The organism is Marinoscillum sp. MHG1-6 (assembly GCF_024714475.1).
In the GTDB taxonomy this organism is placed as follows: Bacteria; Bacteroidota; Bacteroidia; order Cytophagales; family Cyclobacteriaceae; genus JAMZMI01.
Genome location: NZ_JAMZMI010000009.1, coordinates 160523 through 183887, shown reverse-complemented (window position 1 = coordinate 183887; position 23365 = coordinate 160523). Strand labels below are relative to the sequence as shown.

Below are 23365 nucleotides of genomic sequence, written 5' to 3'. Positions count from 1 at the left end.
TTTCAAGTGCGAAGGCATAAGTAGTACCTCCGGTAGGGGTAAAAGTGATGGCACCATTGGCATCAGGGTTAGACGGGTCATTCAGGTCGGGATCACAGACCGAGTTACCGGTGAGTCCTGAAGTACCTGCCGCAAGGGTAGGAAGGCCAGGTGCTACAATAACTACGAGGGTATCAGAATTACAACCATTTGGAGCTGTGGTTACCACTTTATAGGTGTCGTCTGGAATTCCAGTAAGGTTTTCTGTTGCACTACCTGAAACTGTTCCTCCATCTGTAACTAACGTGCCATCAGAGTAGTACCATTCAAGAGTATAACCATCAGCAACAGGGTCAATCACTCCTGTTATGGCCACAAGAATTTCACCATTGTAGCCAGTAGGGTCACAACTGCTGTTGTCCTGTGTGGATGTCAGAGTAAGTTCCGGATACTCAGGTACGTTGCTGATTGTGATGCTGTTGACCGCAAAACATCCGGTGACATCGTCAGTAACTCGTACATAATAGGTAATGCTTTCGAGGGTTTCAGCGGTATTGGTTAATCCATCATCCGTAGAAGTAACAGAGGAGGTCAATCCTGCATCACTAAACCATTCAAAGGTATAACCTGAAGTAGTTTGTAGGCCACCATCCATGGTATATGCTTCAGCAATACCCACGGCGCCATCAGGAGTACATCCGCTATTAGCCTGCACTTCATCAATTAAGAAGACTGGAGATGTAGGCTCGTCAGTGACAGTTGCTGTTTGAGGGGCACTCGCACATCCTGTGGCAATAGAGGTAGCAACTACAGTGTACTGACCATTCGCCGATGGTGTGGTAGCACCAATATTATTTAGACTAAACGAAGTAGCCGTATCAATCTCATTTACAGGATCAGCCACACTTCCGATATACCACGTATAGGTGTAATCTGTTTCCAGACCTGGCATATCTAATGTGATAGATCCATTAGCAGAAGAACATGATGTGTTCGCCACAACCTCTACATTATCAAAGGTTGGGGTTGTAGGATTGTCATCAACAATAATGTCTTTGTAGAAGGTACAGGTGTAATCATCATTCATGACTTCGATTCGGTATGAGCCGTCAGTCAAGCCTGTGTAAGTATGACCTGCAAGCCCATCACTAACCGTGACAGGAGAACCAATAGGATTATCATAAGAGAATCCATCATAAAGTTGGAAAGTATAAGAACTTGGTTCTACGACGTCTGAATAAGCCTGAGCGAAGATTTCACCGGTACCAGATGAATTACAGGATACGTCCTCTGTGATGGTAGTCACGATAGCAGGATAGTCGGGGATATCGGCCACAGCAAATGGAAGATCCTCAGCAGAACATTCAGAATCAAGATCCTCCACTCTCAATAAATAGAAACCACTTGCCAGCCCGGAGAAAACAGGGTTTGCTGTTGGTCCACCGATAATACTATCGGCAATGGCCTCATAGCCTGAATAAAGAGTAAACTCATAGTTACCATCAGCGGGATCAATTTTCCCAGTTAGATCCATCGCTCCATTAGGAGTATTCGGATCACAAGAAGAGTTGTTTTGAGCATATCCAATTGGACAATCAATATTTGAGGTAAGGAAGTCAAAGGTACCCTGTGCCTGTTTGATCAAATCACCATTGAAGAAAGTACCGGATTCGCCCGCGTTTCTCGTAGCCTCAGGAGGATTCACCGTAGTGGCAACATTAATGACTTCTGTACCTGTTACATTACCCGGTTCAAAGTCGTAATAAACTACCAGACCATCTTCTGCCGGGTCAACAGTCGAACAGACTGCATTCGTTACTTCTGTTGGATTAAATGCCTTGTTGTAGAGTCTGAACTCATCAATCCTACCTTCAAATTTATTAACCCCAAGGTTGGCATCCCTTGCGATATACATGCTTGAGCCTGCATCAAATATTCCGGTTCCGGTACCGACATAATTATCTGAACCGATCAAAACACCATTTGCGTAAAGGAACATATCACCGGCTATTCCATCACCATTAATATCATCCAGTGACCAAACTCCCGTAAGCTGAGTCCAGCCTGTTGGTTTGAAGAAACTATTAATACGGCCGTTATCGGGGTCACCTTCAGTTTTTACAACAAAGGATAGTCCGTCTGTGTCGTCGGTCCAAAGAACGACCTGATCTTCACTGGTACCTCCTGATGAGAAGATCAGGTGGTCATTGAGGTAGTTTTCGTTGGAAAGATAGACCCAATAGGAAATTGTCAGCTCTGTCCATCCTGAAATAGTCTGAGGGATATCGATCCAGGATTTATTACTAAAATTCACACCCTCACCGGCGTCCACCTGGCTGATGAAGTTGAATTCGGGTGCATCCGTTTCGTCAATGATTTCAGCAGTGGCGTAAACGGTACAACCACCTTGTTTAGCGCTCACAGTATAAAGGCCGGAAGGAAGGTTGGACAGTGTATTTCCACTCAAGGTAGCGGAAGGCACTGCATCCCCTGGAAGCTTGTTTGCCTGGGTAGCACTGGTTCCCCAGTACCAGTTGTAGACTGTACCACTTACCGGGTTGGAAATCGTTGCGGAGCCATTGTAACTATCTTCCCCACAAGCAGTGTTGTTGGCAATAACATCTATAACCGGTTTTGGATTAGATGAATTATCCAGAATGGTATAGGTGAATTCTTCCGATGCACAGGATGTAGCATCATCAATCACTCTTACCGTAAAGGTACCTGTGCTTAGCCCTGTGATTGTGGCGGTGGTATAATCAGGGGTAGGCTTGGCATAACTGCCAATATACCATTCGTATGAGTAGGTAGAAGACCCGGTGTAGTTAGCTGTAATTGAACCCGTACCACCACAAGTAGTGATGTGGTTGATAGTGGCATTCATAAATGCGCTATCAAGATCTTCAATAGCTGTTTCTACTGAGATCGTACCCCCAAAGGCTCCTGTACATCCTGAGTTGTTATGATAAGCTCTCGGCTCATATGGGGTTGCGTCAATCTGATCAAGTGTATCACCCGTACCTATGACGTAAAGACCATCCTGACTGTACCAGGTGAAAGTATAACCGTCATAAAGCGTATCCACAGGGTTGCCGTCACCATCTGTTTCCGTATAAACGAAAGCCCTTAACGAACCATCCGGAGTTTCACAGTCTGTAAGCGGGGTTGAAGAGTAAGCCCAAACCTGAAGGGTAGGTTGTAGCCTGTCAATGGTTACCTGGGCAACATTTGAAAAACATTCCGCATCAGCTGCTTTTGCATAAACACCATAAGTACCTTCAGCCATTGAGCTGTAGTCGCTTCCTGTGTATAGGATGGTACTCGGAGCAGTAATGTCATACCAGTAGAATTCATACCCATCTACGTCCGTGAACTGCTTTGACACAGTAGGGGACATTCCTCTTACCGAAACATTGTCCAGACCAAGTACTTCATTATTTCTTGTAGTGGTGATATAAGCAATGATTTGTAACGTTGACCCGGACAAACCTGATGCAGTAGCACGCTCCCAGTCAAAGTCACCATATTGTTGTCCATTGGTGAGCGTAGTTTCTGCACCACCGTCCAATTTGTAAACTACTTTAATTTCATCCTGACCTGAACCGGAAACATCACAATTATCATTGGAGAGTAAATCTATCGAGATGGATACGTCTGTGTATGCTGAAATATTGATCTCTTCAGAGGTCCAGGTCACATATCCGGCATCATTGTTTCCATCACTATTTTCTCCTTCAAAGGCGTTTCCTCCGAAAGTCGTTCCAACACCGTAGGTTGAGGAGTTTGATCCACCACCGGTTGACGAAGACCAAAGCGAAGAACCCGCACTTTCAGAGGTGGCACCTGCTGAGCTGGTGCTAAAAGTTTCAAACCAGAAGGTTTCATACTCTCCTTCTTCTGTGCCATCAAAATAAGCAAGTGCACGTCCGCTGTTTGGCTTGGTTTCATCACATTTTATGTTATCTGACACTTTTTCAACTGTTACGTCAAAAGGTAGATACGTTACCGCCACACTGGCTGAATTATTGGTTACCTCACATTCAGCAATACTTGCACTGTAGAAAGAGATAGGGGGGGTCTGGCCATAGTCATTAAGTACGATGTACAGATCAAAATCACCACCAATTCCTTCAACTTCCATGTCAGTTACCTTGTAAATTTCATCTTCCAGCAGATTGACAAGCGAAACGGTTTGTGTATTTAATTGAACAGACCCATCAACAGTAGGGTCGCCAGCGTAGAACGAGATCGGAAGGGTTCCTGAGATATCAGTATCTCCAGTGTTTTGAATATCAAAATCTACATTGAAAACGCTACCCGGACATTGAGAAGGTGTTGCTGTAATTGTTCCTACGATATCCAAATCAGGAGAGACATAGGAAGGACAGCCCGTCTCATCAATGATGGTAGATTGATTAAGGAATCCATTCAATGCTCTATTGGTGCCTGAGGTACAATTACCGGAACCGAATGATACTGTGTGATCCTGCTGCACTGCTGGTATAGTCAGATCATCATTGACATTCACATTGAAGTAGGCATGCTGGTTCCATACTTTCCTGGAGGGTTGCCATACTTCACCTCCATCGGCTTCATAGACCCTTACCTGGGAATACTGTGTATTGGTGTAATTGCTTCCATCGATAGACATTCCATCGTTGGTGAGACAGGTAACACAAATCTCACTGGCACCATCGCCATCCACATCAACTACAACCGGGTATTCTTCAGCAGTTCTTGATATACAGGCAAGCGATTGACTTGAGATGGTCGCAGAACCTGAGGCATCTGTCGAAATGATCATCAATACATCCTCACTTCGATAAACTGTCTCGGTCTTACCATCTCCGTTAAAGTCAAACATGGTACAACCAGTAAATCCTGATGACGTCTCTTTTACACCTACTTTCCATAATAGGTCCATGTTCTCATCAAGGGCATATAGAGCTTCCCCTGAGACATAGACCGCGTTCATTTGTCCATCACCATCCACATCTCCAAGATTGATACGACCCGTTCCTCGTGCCCAGTTATTGGCTGGGTCCTGGTAATAATCAACCGTGCTTCCGGCTACATCCCAGAAAAAAACCGTAGTAAATGGATCTCCATTAGAATCATCAATGGCTCCTGACAGGACAAGGTCCATGTTGCCATCCAGGTTATAGTCTGCCGCAGAGATATAAGTTCTATAGTATCGGAAGGAGTAGGCCGATTCGCCTGCTGCATCTAAAAGGTCATCCAGGTTTCTTTCAAGTGTGACCGAGTTTCCGGTTGTACCCGAACCATTGGTGATGTTTACTGAATAAATCTCTCCTCCGGTAACTAATTCAAGTTTATCATCTCCAAGCACATCAATGGCCAGCGTACCAAAAGCCACATCAAAATACCATGCATAATCCCAACCAATGCCCTGAACGAGCAGGGCACCTGTTTGTGCGTTTCTTATTTCGTTACGATAATAAAGTTCAGGTACACCATCCTGGTTAAAATCAGCAAGCCCAGGTACCCCCGGGCCATATCCTTTACTTGCATCAACCTGCCATTGCGGCGTTCCTTTACAGTCATAAGCTACTACTTTGGTACTATTGGCAAGACTGCTAAAATCATGTTCAGTTACAAAAATCCAGGCACATTCATCACCCATTACATCCCCGATAGCTACCTGCCATTGTGGGTTAAAGTCAAGAGTTACAGGCGATATAAAGTTGGTACCGTCGGACCCATTAATAATATTTAGAGTTTTTTTAATCCAGTTGATGGTTACCACTTCAGGAATTCCATCCTGGTCTAGATCACCTACCATGGGAGTAGCATAGCTATCAGCAGACTCGTTGGCAGAAGCCCACTGTAGTCTCATGCTGAATGCAGGATTGGCCGTTGGTTCCTCCTGACAGGCTACTGAGTTGCCTAAAAAGAAGTTATTACAGTCAGCATTGTCTGAGCAATCGGAGTCATAGCAGTCGATGTATCCGTCACCGTCATCGTCTACTCCATTGTTACAGACTTCCTGGGCGGATAGGCTCGTAAAACTTAGTAGGGCTAGGGTAAATAGGGAATAGAATTTGTAGTTGGTGCTTTTCATAACTGAGAGTTGGTGTAACTGCATTGTTAAATACAAGTTAGGAGGTTCAAGTAACCCACTTGGAAAGGTACGAAAACCCGCTGAAAACCAAAAGCTAGTGTCTTTCTAGCCAATTTTAATATCAAATATAAAGTGCAATTAATTAATATAAAATATTAATAATCTAAGATGATGCCCTTAGATACTTCATATTGGAAAATGAAATTGTAATATTTTGGTACAGGGGTAAGTTATTTTGCCAATAAAATCGTGCCTGACTGACCCTGAGATCCGTCCGAACATTTTAATACAAAATAATAAATTCCTTTGTATGGTACATTGCTGTCTACGGTCGTTCCATCCCAGGCACAGTCACTAGTGAATGGATCTTCCTCTGATGTATACAGGATCCTGCCTCTGCTATCAAAGATATACAGTTTGCATCCTGAAGAACCCGCCAGGTTAATAATTTCCCAGCAGTCATTGATACCATCGCCGTTAGGCGAAAATGCCTTAGCAGGGTGCAACCCCGGCCTGATGAGGACGATGGTTCGTGTTTCAACACAACCGCCTTCACCATCAGCAATGGCAGTCACTGCAGTAATTGGTTGTCGAGGGAACACAGTGGTTGTTTCCCCCGATGTGTTACTCAGGATGCTCGGGTCTGCCGACGTCCAGGTATAGTTAGTTCCATTAAACACACTGGATGTTAATGAAACGGAAGTAACTCCTGTCTCTAGCTGGATAGTGTCATTTACAATTGTCGCATCGGTTGACGTGATGGTCATACCTGAATTAGGATAATTGGAAATGGTGATGCTGTCAGTCCGAACGCTACATCCAATATCCGTCACTACATCTGCCCAGAGTGTCACGGAGGTAACATCATTACCTGTGATGGCATTGGTGAAGTAGGTGGTATCCCCGGTTGACCAAAGATAGGACTGGAAGTTCTGTGGCAGCTCAACTACCACAGTATCACTGGCACATTTTTCTGTTTGTGGGGCCGTAATGGCTATACTTGTGGGTGCGCTTACAGTTACATTCATGGTAACGATATCCGCGCACATATCAATTTCGTTGTATGCAGAAGAAAGTTCTACTGCATAAGTGCCGGCTGAGGTAAAAGTATGCTGAACAGATGCTCCGGTGACGACGCTAGTACCGTCTTTAAAATCCCATGAGTGAGTCATCGTAAAGTTACCGTTTCCGGTAGAGGTTGCCGTGAAGGTCATAGGGACATCAAGACATATTCCGGCGACGGCATCCATCATGGCCATAGGTGCGTCAATGCCATAGACTTCATAAGGGTCTGATAACGATGAACAACCATTGGCTTGAGAAGTAATTTCCAAAGTATAGACACCAGAATCGGATACGCTGATTGTATTGGTCGTTATTCCTGTTGTAACGCCACTTTCAAACCATTCATAATCAAATCCTGTGTATGACGGTACGGCGAGTGTTATTGGAACACCCTGACAGAAGTAATTGTCACCGCTTTCATTGGCAATGGTTACTGATGGCGGGATGTCTATGTCCAAAATCACCGTATCCGGATCAGTCGGGCAGGCGCCATTGTTTAATACGCGAAGAATATACATACCGGCATCTTGGGGACCTGCACTGGCAATATTCACAGATTGAGTATTGACTTCAAACCCATTGGGTAAGGTCCAGTAGTAATTGTCCGCAGTGTTAGCGCTTGAAAGAGTAATGGCATCGCCAGCACAATAGGGGGCACCCGGTTCCGTGATGCTTGCTATAGGAGATTGATTCGAACTAAAATTGAACGTTTTTGTCTCCGTTCTGAGGCCCGTGCAACTTTCTAATGCATAGATGATCTCTAGTTGAACTTGATGTGCATTTGATCCACCTGTTATTGTAACTTCTACTTCTCGAGTATCAGTAGCACTAAAAACAAGGGTGCCATCACCGCTACCTATTTCAGTCCAAGCATAAGTGGCATTGGTAGTATAGGGAGCTGAAAGCAAAATAGTTTGTCCGTTACAATAAGAAAGTGATTCGGAAGGTAAAATCACCGGATCAATACAAGTCCTGTTCGCAATTACGGAAAAGATACCTGTTTGTGAGTCCCTACTGTTGAACGCAAAAACCAAATCAGGCTTGGAGTCGGTATTGACATCTGCAATTTTGATATGTCTTGCCGCATTTTGGGTGGTAAGGGCCGGGATGTTATCAAGGGTTATGGCCTCGGCCGCCGCGAATGATAGCGTGGAACCTGAGGTAGTATTTTGATAAAGGTGAATCCCGTTATTCAAAGAGGTTGCTGCAATATCTACCAAACCATCACCATTCAAGTCGCCCAGGTCCAGACCATAGGCCTGTGTCAGATTGGTTAGAGACACTTCACTGGCCATGCTGATGGTGGCAGTTCTGGAACTGGTGGTATTTCTCATGACCGCCACACGGTTGGCACTATTAGAGGTAAAGGCAATATCCATTAACCCATCAAGGTCCAGGTCACCCATTTTCATGACCGTCCGAGCTGCACTGTTGCCAGCCAGCACAGGAGTGGCGAAATTTAAAAAGCCTGGTGAACTTAAATTCTTCACAAGATTAACTTGACCTGATACGTTCGATGCGACGGCGAGGTCAGGGATTCCATCACCATTTAATTCCCCCACCTCAATTAAAGTAGCCCGATCCATGTCCGGAAGGTTCAGGCTGTATGGAGTGGCGTTCACTGAAATGCTCCCAACACTGCTAGTGTTTAGGTAAATGAACAGGTAAGGGTCTTCTTCACTGGCGATAATCAAATCCTTTCTACCATCCATATCCAAATCCGCAACTCTTAATCTACTCGCACTTCTATTGGTTGCATCAGCTCTGTTGGGAATGGTAAAACTAATAGGCGTTCCGAGCGTCATGCTGGACTCATTAGGATAAATACGCACATGAAAATTGGAAGTGGATTCTACAGAGGTGAAAATAAGATCGTTTCTTCCATCCCCATCAAGGTCTTCACAAATGATACGGTCAGTATTGGGAGGGAAGGTAACCGGGTTGCCCGGGGAAACAGTTGCAACGGAGAAATCAACTGTGGTGTTAGCGGGACCTGTATTATTATTTAGGACGGTGATCTGCCCGGTTTGTCTGAAAGTTGAAACCGCATCTAAATCCTCATCATCATCCAGATGGCATAAGCAAACATCCCACGTCAACAAGCCGGGAGCAATATCTACGTTAACCTGAGCATCGAATTTGGTGTCGTCAAGGGCTCCGCTACCTCCAAAGGATAGAGTAAAAGGTCTCGAAGAGGAGCTAGACCGACCAGAAGAGGTGTTGGTCACGGTAACAGGTCCATAGGTCGCAGTATAAGGGACGATCACATTGATTTGAGTAGAAGTGGAGCTTTCTACTACCGCTTTTCCTGCTCCAAAATTGACCTGAAAAGGGGCATTGAATCCTGATCCATTAATAGAGATGACTTCTCCTGCAGGGGCACTGTACTTACTCAAAGAGTTGACCACAGGTTGTGCCAATGTGGTGAATGATATGGCCATCCATGCCAATCCTAATACAATAATTTGTAGAGGTTGCTTCATTATTCGTTAACCTTTAATACCCATACATCAGAAAGCCCATCGCGGGTTTTCCATCTGTTTCTCATTTGATTGGCGGAGTTTAGATTACTTGATTGAAAAATCACCACATAGTAATATCCGTGAGCGGATTGGTATCCAACTTTGGTATCATGGAAACCTCTATTGAAAAGTTTATCGCTATAATTTTCGGCAAGTTCAAAGGATTTGAATGCTCCTGCTACCACGTAATTTCCAACAGGTAGCTCAAGCATGTGATTGCCTCTTTTTACCTCACGAGGCACATCAGTTTTTGGAAGCTCTTCAATTGTTGGGGGCTCAACCACTGGAGGTTCCTCGACAACTGGTAGTGTCTCATCTACAACCGGGGTTTCTTCTACAACAGGAGTTTCTTCCACAATAGGTGTCTCTTCTACTACTGGTGTTTCCTCGACTACCGGTGTCTCTTCAATTACCGGAGTTTCCTCAATAATTGGCGTTTCTTCAACGACCGGCGTTTCTTCCACTTCAACAGGAACTTCTACTTCTACCGGAGGAGTAGGCACTGGCGTCGCAGCAATCACGATTTTCGCATCACCAAGTCCCATTGTTTGTGAAGGCTCATGATCTATTGATTCTGCCTGTGTTTCAGACATCACCTGATTCCAGATAACCAGGACCTCTTTGGTTCCATTATCCAACGTTCGAACCCATTTTACCCCAACTTCAGTGGTGCCATCAGGGCGCTTTCGTTCTTTTAGTGGTTCATCCGGATTCGCAATTTGGTAAGTTTCAGATTTGGCGCCCGGTGGAGGAGGAGGCAGCCAGCTGAATACTATTTCTTTTTCTCCTTCTGCATTGGTGCGATCCAGTTTAACGCCCTTTTCAGTTTCTCCATACTCATTTACACGTTCAACCAGGTTGTCTTCACGCTCGTAGCTCCACTTGGTTTCCTTCGTTTCAGGTTCCTTTTCCTCAATCGGTTCATCTGTTGGAGGAGGCGTTAAGATTCCAAGAGCATCGTCATCTTTTTTCTCTGCCGCTGCGGCCTCACGACTTTCTCTCAACTCCTGCAGTTTTTTCTGTCGTTCAAGTTCCGCCTGTTGAGCACGTTGCTCAGCATCCAGTCTGTGGCTTTTGATGAAAGATGATACATGCTCGGCGTGGTCTTTCTTGGCACCAATGTGATAGCCGATATGGATTTCATGTGATCCTCCGAGTTGACTTCCGTAGGTTCCATTTCCCAATTCGTATGCATAACCCACCCCTAAGACTTCTTTGACTTTGAATCCGAGTAGGGCTGCAATACCTGCGTCTTGTCGGTAGGTAGCTCCTGCCCAGACCATGTGATAAATATGGAAGATGACTGTCCCCTCGTATTGATTTGGGAAGTACTTATTATACCTATATATTATATGAGGTTCTACAGCAAGATTATCATTGATATGGCCACGGTAATTTGCCTTTACCATGACGTTATCTGTAGGTTTGAATCTTATGGGTGCCAATCCTTCCACCTTACTAATGGATAAACCGGGATTGAAGAGGGTAGGTAAGGAAACACCAACATTAAAATGACCAAAATGGTAAGTGGCGCCCAGGTCTCCTAAAAGGAAGCTACTCGATTTGACCAAACCGCCAATGGCCGGATCGCTCAGGTCCAGTCCGTTTTGATTGAGCATGGTATTTCCTGCACCGATAGAAAGTCCAAATCTTAGAAAGTGGGTTCGATCCATATTAACAAGATAGCCCCCGGTGATCTTGCCACCACTGGTCGTCAACGGGCCATTGGACTCATTATATGCGAAAGCACCAAATGCCATACCTCCTTTAAGTGGAATATGAAAATTAGCATGCATTTCCACAGGAGCGCCATCAACTTTGGCCCACTGATTTTTGTACATCACAAATAACACACTATGTCCTTCAACACCCGCATACGCAGGGTTGTAAACGTAGGGATTCATGAAAAACTGATTGTAGACATGAGGTACTTGTTGCGCACTTAAGTGAATAGTGGCAAACAATAGAAGTACAGGAAGAATTCTTTTCATACACCAGTTGACCCTTTTTACTAAAAGGATTTGTCGAATTAATGCTAAAATAACAAACTAATCTGATGATCTGCAACTGCTGAGGCAATTGGTGTTTTATAATGATATCTGGTTTTCATTGAATCATACTAAGAAAAAAGGGGGTGAAAATGGCCCTAACTAGCTCGGGTTTTAGTATTATTACAATCAAGAATAACTGACAATGAGAACTTTCACCTTCCTGGCAATCTTTCTTTTTACCATTTTATCTGCTGATGCGCAGTACTGGTTTGGCCCAAAAGCGGGAGTTAGCTTAAGTAGTTTCAAATATCAGAGCCCAAGATATACTGAAGAGGATGTGAAAGTGAGTCCTACTTTTAATTTTGAAGCTGGCGGAGTAGTGATCTACCAGGCATCTGAGCTTTTCTCGGTTCATGGTGAGCTTTACTACGAGCAGATTAGAAAAGATTTGGAAAGCAGGTTTGATCTTGGGTACGATGCTTCGAGCAGCACCACCAACCATTTTATTTCAGCTCCTATGCTTTTTAGGATGACTTTTGGCAGGACTCCTCCAGTGCATTATTATGTTAATGGCGGGATTAAAATGCGATTTTGGGTAGCTGGTAAAGGGCAGATCAATGGAGGGGAGTCAGAATTTGAGCAGGGATTATTGAAATATGATAAGGTTGTGTTTCAGCAATCAAAATCGGATATAGAAAACGGTGTGGTCGCAGTGCCTCAGGCAAACATTATGCAGTTTGGCTTGGCGGTAGGAGGAGGGTTCTATCTGGATTTAATTACTAAATGTCGCTTGCAGGTAGACTTTAGATATTACTATGGTCACTCAAACATGGGCTTTAATGGAAACCCTGATTTAACGGTAGGAATTTACGGATATAACGAAAGGATGTCATATAGGAATAATACATTTTCTGTATCTGTTTCCTATTTATTTGAATTTGACCAACAGCTCCAGAGAAAAGGAAGAAGTACTAACGCTGAGAGCAACAAGAAAAAGGGACATAAAAAGTAAATGAATCTTTTGACTTGAATTGGGTTATTGGTTGAATTTTAACTTTTCGTGAATTGACTTGACCATTTGATTGATTGATTCACGAAATATTCATAGTTTTAACTCACTGATCACCTAATACCGACCGAACGTGTTAAAGTCTTTTCTAGCATTCCTCGGGGGAGAACCCGGAGAAGAAAAGCCAATGTTGTTATTACTGGGCATGGGCTTTTTTATGGGAATCTTCCTGGCGACCTATCAAGTAGGTGCCGAAACCCTGTTTCTTCTTGAAATGGATGAAAGCTATTTGGACCAGGCTTTCTTCGCTGCGGGTGCTGCCGGGATATTTACTACATACCTTTTTGTAATTCTTCAGAAGCGTATTAACTACAGTACGCTGATTGTTTCTATCTTTTTCCTCATTGTTCTCTTTATGGTGGGTATGCGTGGGGCCTTTTCATTCACTCAATTTGAAAGTGGTAAAGAGGAGCTGAAGTATCTGCCATTTACGATGTTCGTTATGATTGGTCCGATAACAGCCATAACGTTGGTTGGGTTTTGGGGACTTTTCGGTAGGATGTTCGATCTGAGGGCTTCAAAAAGAATTATTGGAGGAATAGATACGGGAGCGCTGACTGCAACGATCCTTGCTTTCTTCTCGATTCCGTTCATTCAAGAAATTCCGGGGATGGATCACCCATATGATTTGCTATTGGTTTCAGCGATAGCCTCTTTTGGGGTGCTGATTTTCACGCTTTGGATCATTAAAGATTTCAATGTAGATAAAGCCACTAAAAGTGGCGATAATGATAAGAACAAGCCTAAAGAGGTGAATTTCTTTGGGTTGTTTAAAAATCCATATCTGCGATTACTTTGCTTCTTCCTGATATTTTCAGTGGGTGCCAGCATTTTCGTTGATTATACATTTTATAGTGTAACAGACATCAATTTTCCGGACGAGGATCAATTAACGACGTTCCTTTCCTTCTTCTCAGGAACGGTGATGATCATGAGTTTCCTGATCCAGAGTTTTGTCAATGACATTATTATTGATCGCTTTGGGTTGAAGGTGGCCCTGATGACTATGCCCATTATCCTGATACTCTTTACTATAGGTGGTATTTTTTCAGGACACTTATATGGTTATGAGACCAGGACTAAGGAATTCTTGTATTTCTTTCTCTTTACTGTAAGTGCAAAAGCGTTTACGGCCAGTTTGCGTGATGCCCTGGAAAGTCCGGCTTTCAAGCTTTTCTTCTTACCAATAGATATCAGAATACGCTTTGATATCCAGTCAAGGATTGAAGGGGTAATTAATCAGTTAGCGATCCTCGTAGCCGGTGCAGCCCAGATGGGACTTGGTTTGCTTACCTATTTTGAGCTGATCCATTACTCATACTTTATTGTGGGAATTGCCGTAGGAGTAATTTTCGCGGCAATCAAACTGTTTGATCAATATAAGGTCACCTTAAAAGAGACACTTGAGGAGCAGAAGAAAGCCTTGAAGGGAGAGGGTGCCAGAAATGAAGATACTCCGATGAATGTGATTAAGGAAGAGCTTTCCAGCAAGGAACCGTCTCGGATTATCAATGCATTGAAAGTATTGGAGAGAATTGATCCAATTCAACTTGAAAGGTCTTTGTTGGATTCACTAAATGTACGTTTTCCGGAGGTTAGACGATATGCTTATAAAAAGCTAGATGAACTTGTTTGCTTTGATGCCCTTGAGATTATTAAAAAGGATGCGAAGTCAGAAGGTGACGAAGAAGCTTTAGCGTTGGCAAAAACAGCCATCAAAAACCTGGAGAAAGCAGAAGCCTACGAAATGAATGATGTGAGTTTGAGAAAACTCATCAGATCAACAGAATCTGAAGATCGTGTATATGGTGCCAGAATATTGTCAAAGTCAACAGATGACAAACATTTGCCCTATGTGTTGGAGTTGCTTCGAGACATCAACCCTAAGGTGAGAAAAGCTGCGATAATTTCAGCAGGAAAATTACGCAGACCGGAACTTTGGCCTGTTCTTGTGGAACATTTACATCATTCTACCTACTCAAATGTTGCGATGTCGGCGATTGCATTAGGTGGTGAGGCGGCTTTTCATACTATTGATACCTCTTTTTATAAAACCGGGCAGTATCCAAGCACCATGTTTAGGATTATTCAATTGCTTGGTAAAATAGGCGGGCGTTCCGCTCAGGATCTTCTTTGGAAGAAAATAGATTTTCCGGATAAGCAAATTGTTTCTGAACTTCTGCTTGCGCTTAGCTATCAGGGATTCCAATCAAGAGATTTCCAATCGGCAAGGATCAAATTGATCTTCGAGTCAGAAATTGGTGATATCACCTGGAATATGAAAACGGCTACTGAGATTCAGGAAGAGAACCATGTGGATGAAATGATTTCAGCAGCTTTCAAGGAAGAGGATCGAAGAAATTATAATAACCTCTTCATGCTTTTGAGCATGATCTATGATTCTCAAAACATACGACTGGTTAAAGAAAACATTCAGGACGGAACCTCAGAAAGTATCACTTTCGGAGTGGAGATGATGAATATATTCGTCGAGGAAGAGCTCAAACCAAAATTATTCCCAGTTGTCGATGAAATCAAGTTAGAGGACAAACTGAATAAGCTTCATAATTTCTATCCTCCGGAAGACTTTGAATCTTATTATGATCTTTTGTTGCAGGTCATCAATCGAGATTATAACAGGATAAACAGGTATACAAAGGCTTTGGCATTATACCGCATTAGTCAGATGGAAGGAGTGGAGGTTTCTAATGACCTAATAGCCAATTTATTTAACCCTGATCCATTATTGTTACAAACCGCGGCTTATACCATGTATAAGCTGGATACCGATGCCTATCACCTGAATACTAAGAGGTTAAAGCCTTCTGTGAAAAAGGAACTGGATAAGGCGATACTGCCTCCGGTATTCCGTGGAGAAGATGAGGACTTCCATCAAAAGCTATTATTGATTGAGAGAGTACTTTTTGTGAAGGAGGTTTATGAGTTGCAACATATTCCGGGAGACATGATCGCTGACCTGACTGAATTATTGGATGAGGTTCGTATTCAGGAAGGCACCACCATAGTAGAGGAAGGGGATCATGGGCAATTGCCTATATATATGATCCTGGAAGGAGAGGTTGATATATATAAGGGAGATCAGATGATGGAGACCAGAGGCAAGGGAAGCCTTGTTGGTGAGCAGGTCATTTTGGATGATGACGTGTATGACTTTACAGCGCTCACACGTAACCGTTGTACTTTCTTGATTTTGTCAAAAGAGGATCTATTTGACTTCATGTCCAAGCATATCGAGGCCATGGAGGTATTTGTGAATATATTCAATGGATATGTTGAAAAAGAGGTCGAGTTATCGGATGCTTTGTTCAGCGTTTAGCTATAATTTGAATTGGTTCATGCAATTGGTACATTTGAATATTAACCACCTAATTAAATGAGAAATGAGTTCTAAAAGGGACATTCTACTATGTTATTCGGAAGCGGATAATCAACCCATTGAGGGCGGTTTAAAAGGTTGGGTGTCGAACTTTCATAAATTCTTATCCACTCTATTGTCTCAAATTTCAAAGCACGATGCCGAAATCAAAATGATCTCGGATAGCGATCTTGGAGATGTGGATTTGGATAATGCTGGAGCTATCCTTCTGGTAACCACCCCTAACCTAATTAGTAATCAAGGATTCATTTCGGCTGTGGAGAACTTTGCAAGTGCAGCGACCTCCAAAGGTACCTTGAGGGTGGGAGGGATCCCACGGGTATTTAAGATCAATATCAAACCTTATGAAGTTGACCAACATTTACCATCCCTGGGTGATCTGATTCCTTATGATTTCTATATCGTTGATCCGTTAACTGGTGAACCTCTGGTGTTCAAACGTTTCTTTGGAAATGAAGCTGAAAGAAGTTACTGGATGAAGTTGGTGGATATGGCTTACGATATCAATCAATTGATTAGTGAGGGGATCAAAAGTGAGAAAAAGGATGATAAATCAGTAGTTGATCGGGAAAAAACAGTTTACCTGGCCAGTACTGGAGTAGACATGGTGATTCAGCGCGACATCATCAAGCGTGAGTTGTTACGTCATGGCTATAAGGTATTGCCTCAGCACTCCCTTCCTAAGGAATCTGCTCCTTTGGAGGCAATGGTGAAGGGAGACCTGGATAAATGCCGCCTGTCTATTCACTTGATTGGTGAGGATTATGGTTATAAACCTAAAGGGTCTGACTTATCTATTGTGGACATTCAAAATCGATTGGCTTCTACTCATACTTACGATATGGCGGAGTACAATAAGACCGCCAAGGACAAAACACCATTTAGTAGATTAATTTGGCTGTCTCCAGATCTTAAAAATGTTACAGAGCGACAAAAGATATTTATTGAAGATTTGAAAAGTGAGGCTGCTTCTTTGGAGGAAGCTGAAGTTCTTCAAATCACCATTCCTGAATTAAAATCCATTATTCGGGAGGAACTGGTAACCGGAGGTAGGTTTAATACGCAACGAAACATCAAAGGGTATAAACTTGAGGAAGAAGGGGACAACAAGGTGATTTATCTGATGACAGATAAGAAGGATAGAAATGAAAGCAAAGAAGTAAAGAAATACCTGGAAGATTCGGGATATAAAGTAGTGCTTCCGAGTTTTGACGGAGACCTTGTGGACATAAGGTATATCCACCAGGAGAACCTGAGAAGATGTGATGCTTCAATCATTTATTACGGAAAATCTTCTGAAGCATGGCTGAAAACCAAATTACAGGATTTATTGAAAGCCCCTGGATTTGGACGCGAAAAGAAACTTTTGGCTAAGGCAGTTTATATGGATGGCCCGAAGGAAGACATAGATTTAAAACAATTTGAAAAAAATAACGCACTGGTCTTGGGAAATAATGGAGGGTTTAAACCAGAGCATCTAAAACCATTTCTAACCAAACTCGAGAACTAAAATGAGTGAGAAAGAAATCAAAATTGACGAGGGGCAGGATATCGTTGATATCACCGAGTTAATTAACCCTTTTCCAGGACTAAGACCGTTCGGAATTGAAGAAAGCCACCTGTTTTTTGGCCGTGAGGGTCAGAGTGACGAGGTATTGGTGAAATTGGCAGAAAATCGATTTGTTGCGATTCTGGGTTCTTCCGGTAGTGGTAAGTCGTCATTCATGTATTGTGGTTTGGTGCCTTCATTGAATGGAGGGTTTATGACCGAAGCCGGTTCCAACTGGCGAACGGTAGTAGCCAGACCAGGAGGTGGGCCTATAGATAATTTAGCTGAGGCGTTGTTGATAAAAGACAAGGCCTTTTCCAGTTTATCAGAGGAAGACAAACTGATCAAGAAAACCATCATTGGAACTGTTCTAAGGAGTAGTTCACTTGGGTTGGTTGAGGTGATCAAGCAACTTAAAACCGATGATGATCAGAATATCCTGGTTGTAATTGACCAGTTTGAAGAGCTTTTCAGGTTTAGGAAGCTCGAAGCAGCACATTCTGATATGGATGAGTCTTCCGCTTTTGTGAATCTCCTTTTAGAGGCGATACACCAATTTGAAGAACCAATTTATGTGACGATTACCATGAGGTCAGACTTTATTGGGGAGTGTGCTAAGTTCCCTGATCTGACTCAGATGATAAACGATTCCCATTATCTGATTCCTCAGATGACCCGGGATCAAAAAAGGAATGCTATTGATGGCCCGGTTGCTGTTGGTGGAGGTAAAATTGCTCCGCGTTTAATTCAGCAGCTATTGAATGATGTTGGGGACAATCCTGACCAACTTCCTATTCTTCAACATGCTTTGATGAGAACCTGGTCTTTCTGGGTAGATAACAGAAAGCATGGTGAGATGATGGACTTGCGTCATTACAATGCCATCGGTACCCTGAGAGAAGCCCTGTCTCAACATGCCAATGAAGCCTATGACTCTTTATCAAAGAGGGAAAAGGAAATTTGTGAGGTAATGTTTAAGTCACTGACGGAACGTGGTAGTGAAAACCAGGGAATCAGGAGACCGACGAAATTGGGAACCATTGCTTCCATTGCAGGTGTGACTGATGATGAGGTGATTCATGTGGTGGACAAGTTCAGGGAGCCCGGACGATCACTTTTGATGCCTCCATATGGTATACGACTTGAAAGCGAAACTGTAATCGATATCTCTCACGAGAGTTTGATGCGTATCTGGGATAGGCTGAAGAGATGGTTGGATGAGGAATCTAAAGCTGCTGAAATGTACCTCAAACTGTCTGAGGCTGCTGAAAGGTTCCAGCAGGGTAGAGCATCTCTATGGAAAATGCCTGACCTTCAGTTGGCACTGAACTGGAGAGAGGAAAACAAGCCGACTCTTGTTTGGGGGCAGAGATACAATCCTGCTTTTGAAAGAACCATTGTATTCCTGGAGACCTCCGAGAAGGCTTATATCACTGAACAAAGGAATAAAGAACTACTTCAGAAACGCCAGATAAAACGGATGAGGTTTGCCGCCTTGTTCCTTGGTTTTGCGGTGTTAGTTTCTTTGTTTTTCATTATTAATGCCTATCTGCAAAAAGGATACGCGGAGGAGGCTCTCGTGGTAGCTGAAGAACAAAGACAAAGAGCGGAAGATTTGCAGGTTGAGGCTGAAAAGAATGCAGAGGAAGCTATTCTGGAAAGAAATAAAGCAACGAAGGCGCAAAAAGAAGCGGAAGAACAGAGAGAGGAAGCTGTGAAGCAGACAGCCATTGCTGAGGCACAAACGGAGATAGCCAATGCAGAGAAAGCAAAGGCTGAAGTGGCGAGGATAGCGGCGGATGAAGCAAGAGTAGTGGCTGAGGATGCCCAGAAAGAGGCCCAAAGGAATGCTAAAATAGCCGAAGAGCAGCGGATTCAGGCGGAAAACTTGAGGATGCAGTCCATTGCCCAATCTATGGCGATCAAGGCAACGAAAATCCAGAACGATGATGAGCTAAAAGCTGTCGTAGCCAAGCAGGCCTTCTTATACAATGAGGAGTATGGTGATCCTAATAAAAATTATAACGGTGATATTTATGCCGGTATTTATTATGGTTTGCAAGGAGTACTGGATACAAAAGAAACTATCGATGTCGATGGTGAAAAGGTAACTTATAGCCTGAATGACGGTGATTCAGTGATGAATCAGTATCGTGGTTATCAGGATATAGTTGATCCGGAAACCGGTATTGTCAAAAACGTAGGTGTGAAATCTGTTCTTTATTCAGCCGATGGAAATAAAATGTACTCAGCTGGTAGCGATGGCCGTCTATTGGTTTGGGACATGAAGTCTGGTAAAAGGCAATACAAGGAAATCTTCCGTAAGACGGCTTTCAGTAGTGTTGCTAACATTAGTCCGGATGAGAAGTATTTGGCGTTGGGAACCAATGACGCCAATATTCTCCTGATTGATCTAAAGAATCCATCTGAAAAGCCTAAGAAGATTGAAGGGCACAGGGGAGGAAGTGTATATGATTTGGTATTCTTGCCGGAATCAAGTCAAAAATTCATTTCAACGGGTGCTGACAACAGGGTGTTACTTCATACAGAAGATACGAATGAAGAAATTGCCTTGCTGACTGCTAAACCTACCGCTTTGGCTATTAATTACCATGGTACAAGAATAGCAGTAGGTACTGATAGAGGCGAAATTTATATGATTGACCTTACCTCCGAAGGTTATGAGAAAACCAAAATTGTATACAAAAAAGGTAGTGAACAACGCATCCAGGCTCTAGATTTTAGTCATGATGACAGATTACTAGCAATTGGAGATTATGAAGGAGTAGTTACGGTATGGGATTTGGAGAAACGCGAACGTTCCGGTCCAAGATTAACTGGGTTTACCTCCCCGGTTACTGTTGTGCAATTTAGCCCGGATGATAAGCTTATTCTTGCGTCAAGCACAGACCAATCGGTACGTATGTGGGATACTGAGAATATTTATGATTTGCCTACCGTATTTGACGACCATACCGACTGGGTAAATTCAGTTGATTTTGCTCCAACTGGAGACAGGTTTGTAACAGCGTGTGAGGATGGAATCATAAGATTGTTCGAAACTACTCCCGATAACTACGCTGCACGAATTTGCGGTTTGATTGGAGGAAATATGTCAGATACAGAGTGGAGTCAATATGTTGGTGAGGATATTGATTATGTCACAACATGTGAGGGACTACCACAAAGAGAGGACGATTAATAGGTTTAAAAATCAGTTATGAAAAAAATTGTACTGATCATTTTTTTGATATCGGTAGGTACTATTCATCAATTATTAGCACAAAACTGTACGCAGCGATTAAATAAAGCGGAAGATGACTATGAAGCAGGGCGTCTATTGGCTATACCTGGGGTCATCAATGATTTACTTTCAGCGGACTGTTTGTCTAAGGAAGAGGAAATCAGAGCTCGGAAGCTTCTCACCAAGACCTATATATTCATGGATGAGGAGACCAAGGCCGAAATAGCGCTTATTGGTTTGTTAAAGGCCGATCCGGAGCATCAACTGGATAACCAGGTTGATCCCCGAGAACTGGAGTTTTTGATGGCGGAGTTTAGAACAGATCCAATTCTAAGAATTGCACTTCGAATTGGGGCTAATATGACGATGATTAACATCATTGATGATTATAGTTACAGCCCTACCAATACAGAGACTTTTCCCAAGTATTATAATGGTAAGTTGGTTTCAGGATCAGGGAGTGGCTATAAGCCGGTTTCCGGTCAGGGAATAGGTCTGACAATTGAGTTAATGGCGGAAAGACATCTATGGAAAGGTATAGAAGTAGCAGGAGGTCCGCAGATCAGAATATCAAGTTACAATGTGGATACCTATTTGGTGAATTCCAGTACCGTATCGTCGGTTAACAATCGTCAGGTTTATTTTCGAACACCGGTTTTAGCGAGATATAACTTGTGGTACAGCCAACACCAGGCACATAAAATCAAACCTTATGTCTATGGAGGTATGAGTGCTGACTTCCTAATGAGTGGAACTTATGCAGAAGCATCAAGGCAAGGTGGTACAGCTTATACGTTACCGGGAAATAGGAGTGATCTTCAGGACTATGATCTTGTGAACACTTTTGATGTGTCCTGGTTTGGAGGACTTGGAATGAAGTTGAGAATCAAAACCCACTATCTGACGGTGGAGGCACGTTATGATAATGCCTTAACTAACTATATCAAAGCGGAGAACAGATACGAAAGCAAGAGCACATCTTTTGACCTGGGATATGTACCAGATAATGTATCTATCAATGCCCTGAGCTTTACCGTGGGTTGGTCACATTCGATATATAGTCCTAAGAAAATTTATTAATATGAAGTTTCCGAAACTTTTAATCGGTGCCTTGTTATTGGCTTCTTGTTCTGTGACAGACAATACCAGCCCGATACCCTCTGATATATTTATCAAATACTTTGGAGAGTCTGGTGTTCATCGTGCCGTAGATGTTGTCTATAATGAAGCGCATGGAGAGTTCATGCTTCTCGGCTCTCAGAATTTGGGCGGTGATTTAACTACTGATTTCTATTTTGCCAAAGCCGATGAAGGAGGTAATCTGATAGAAGCAGTTTCCAAAGATTTTACAGATAGCTTAGGTGAGAGTTTGATTGATGTGCCTAAAAAGCTGGTTCAATTGGATGATGACAGATACCTGGTAATTGGTACTTCAGCAAATACTTCTGAGGAAACCAAACTTGTGTGGGGAATCGTGGGTCACGACCTGAATATGGATAACGCTACTTTTTATGAAATCACCAATGCCGGTAATGATTTGGAAGGTGCCGATATCATTAAAGTTGAGGGAGAAGAAAGTGTTTTGATTCTTGGGTCGGCATTAACGCTTGAGCCCAACGATCTTGCCAATCCTTCAACAGCTGGCCGCCAATTTTATCTTTCTAAGCGTGCAATGGCTGATAACTCGGAGGTCTGGGGTGAAAGTAGAACAACCGGTGTTGTTGGAAATGATATTCCATTGAGAGTTTTCCAAAGAGCGGATGGAACCTTTGCTGTTTTTGGATCAACACAAGAGCAAAGTGGAGACTGGTCAGGTACTAATGTCAGGGTAGTATTTACCAATATCTACGGAGAAGTCGATGCCTCGGGTGTATATGGACTGGATGCAACAACAGAAGTTAGTAATCTGAATCAGTTCAATGATGTGCCTTACGATGTGTTGCAAACTCAGGCGGGCTATAAAGTTGTTGGTGGTAGCTCAATTACAGGTGCTTCGCATACCTCTTTTTTGATGGAAATCACTAATCAGGCCAATCTTCAATATGCTACACCAATATCTAACGACTTTAGCCTTAATTCTCAGGCCTTTACGATCACCCGAGCATTTAATGGAAATTACGTGATCATGGGAAGCTACAACTCCTTTCAACCAAACGTGACTGAAACGGGTCTAAATGAGTCAAGGCTGGAGGAGGCCATGGTGATCCAGGTGGATGCATTTGGAAATAAAATAGAGGACATTGATGATTTTTTTGGATTGGAATCTGGTAATGACAGGGCGATTAGAGCCATCACGTTGCCGGTAACCGGAGAAATTGTGATGCTGGGTACTTTCGATTTTGGAAGTGGTATTAGTCTACTAGGGCTGATAAAATTTAATCAGGATGCCGAATTAAAGTAAGGAATTCCTGAATAGTGAAAGTTTATATTGAAATAGTTTAAAAAATAATTGACCTTTATAATTGGT

At 43.0% G+C, this 23365-nt stretch carries 9 protein-coding genes; 6 read left to right on the top strand and 3 right to left on the bottom strand.

What is annotated here, in order from left to right; genetic code table 11:
• The 3 genes from NXR94_RS16485 to NXR94_RS16475 form a co-directional block, all read right to left on the bottom strand.
• Positions 1-6061, bottom strand: a 6061-nt coding sequence (locus tag NXR94_RS16485; protein ID WP_258105780.1) for a LamG-like jellyroll fold domain-containing protein, incomplete at its 3' end; no start/stop codon positions are given.
• A gap of 230 nt (positions 6062-6291) precedes the next feature.
• Entirely contained in the window at positions 6292-9609 is a 3318-nt protein-coding gene (locus NXR94_RS16480) for an FG-GAP-like repeat-containing protein (RefSeq protein ID WP_258105779.1), read from the bottom strand.
• Positions 9609-11639 carry a PorP/SprF family type IX secretion system membrane protein gene (locus NXR94_RS16475; protein WP_258105778.1) on the bottom strand — a complete coding sequence of 677 codons (2031 nt, stop codon included), beginning with the start codon at positions 11637-11639 and terminating at the stop codon, positions 9609-9611. Before NXR94_RS16475 ends, NXR94_RS16480 begins: the two co-directional genes overlap by 1 nt.
• Before the next feature lie 202 nt (positions 11640-11841).
• Here NXR94_RS16475 and NXR94_RS16470 point away from each other — a divergent pair, with 202 nt between their 5' ends.
• From NXR94_RS16470 to NXR94_RS16445, 6 genes are all read left to right on the top strand, one after another.
• On the top strand, positions 11842-12651 hold the full coding sequence (locus NXR94_RS16470) for a PorT family protein (RefSeq protein ID WP_258105777.1): 810 nt from the start codon (positions 11842-11844) through the stop codon (positions 12649-12651).
• 130 nt (positions 12652-12781) lie between these two features.
• Positions 12782-16045, top strand: a complete 3264-nt coding sequence (locus NXR94_RS16465) for a HEAT repeat domain-containing protein (protein WP_258105776.1) — start codon at positions 12782-12784, stop codon at positions 16043-16045.
• Positions 16046-16109: 64 nt separating this feature from the next.
• A complete protein-coding gene (locus NXR94_RS16460) occupies positions 16110-17615 on the top strand; it encodes a DUF4062 domain-containing protein (protein ID WP_258105775.1) in 1506 nt (501 codons plus the stop codon).
• Position 17616: 1 nt separating this feature from the next.
• Entirely contained in the window at positions 17617-20856 is a 3240-nt protein-coding gene (locus tag NXR94_RS16455) for a hypothetical protein (protein WP_258105774.1), read from the top strand.
• 18 nt (positions 20857-20874) lie between these two features.
• Positions 20875-21978 carry a PorT family protein gene (locus tag NXR94_RS16450; protein WP_258105773.1) on the top strand — a complete coding sequence of 368 codons (1104 nt, stop codon included), beginning with the start codon at positions 20875-20877 and terminating at the stop codon, positions 21976-21978.
• 1 nt (position 21979) lies between these two features.
• A complete protein-coding gene (locus tag NXR94_RS16445; RefSeq protein ID WP_258105772.1) occupies positions 21980-23299 on the top strand; it encodes a hypothetical protein in 1320 nt (439 codons plus the stop codon).
• The last annotated feature ends 66 nt before the right edge of the window (positions 23300-23365 follow it).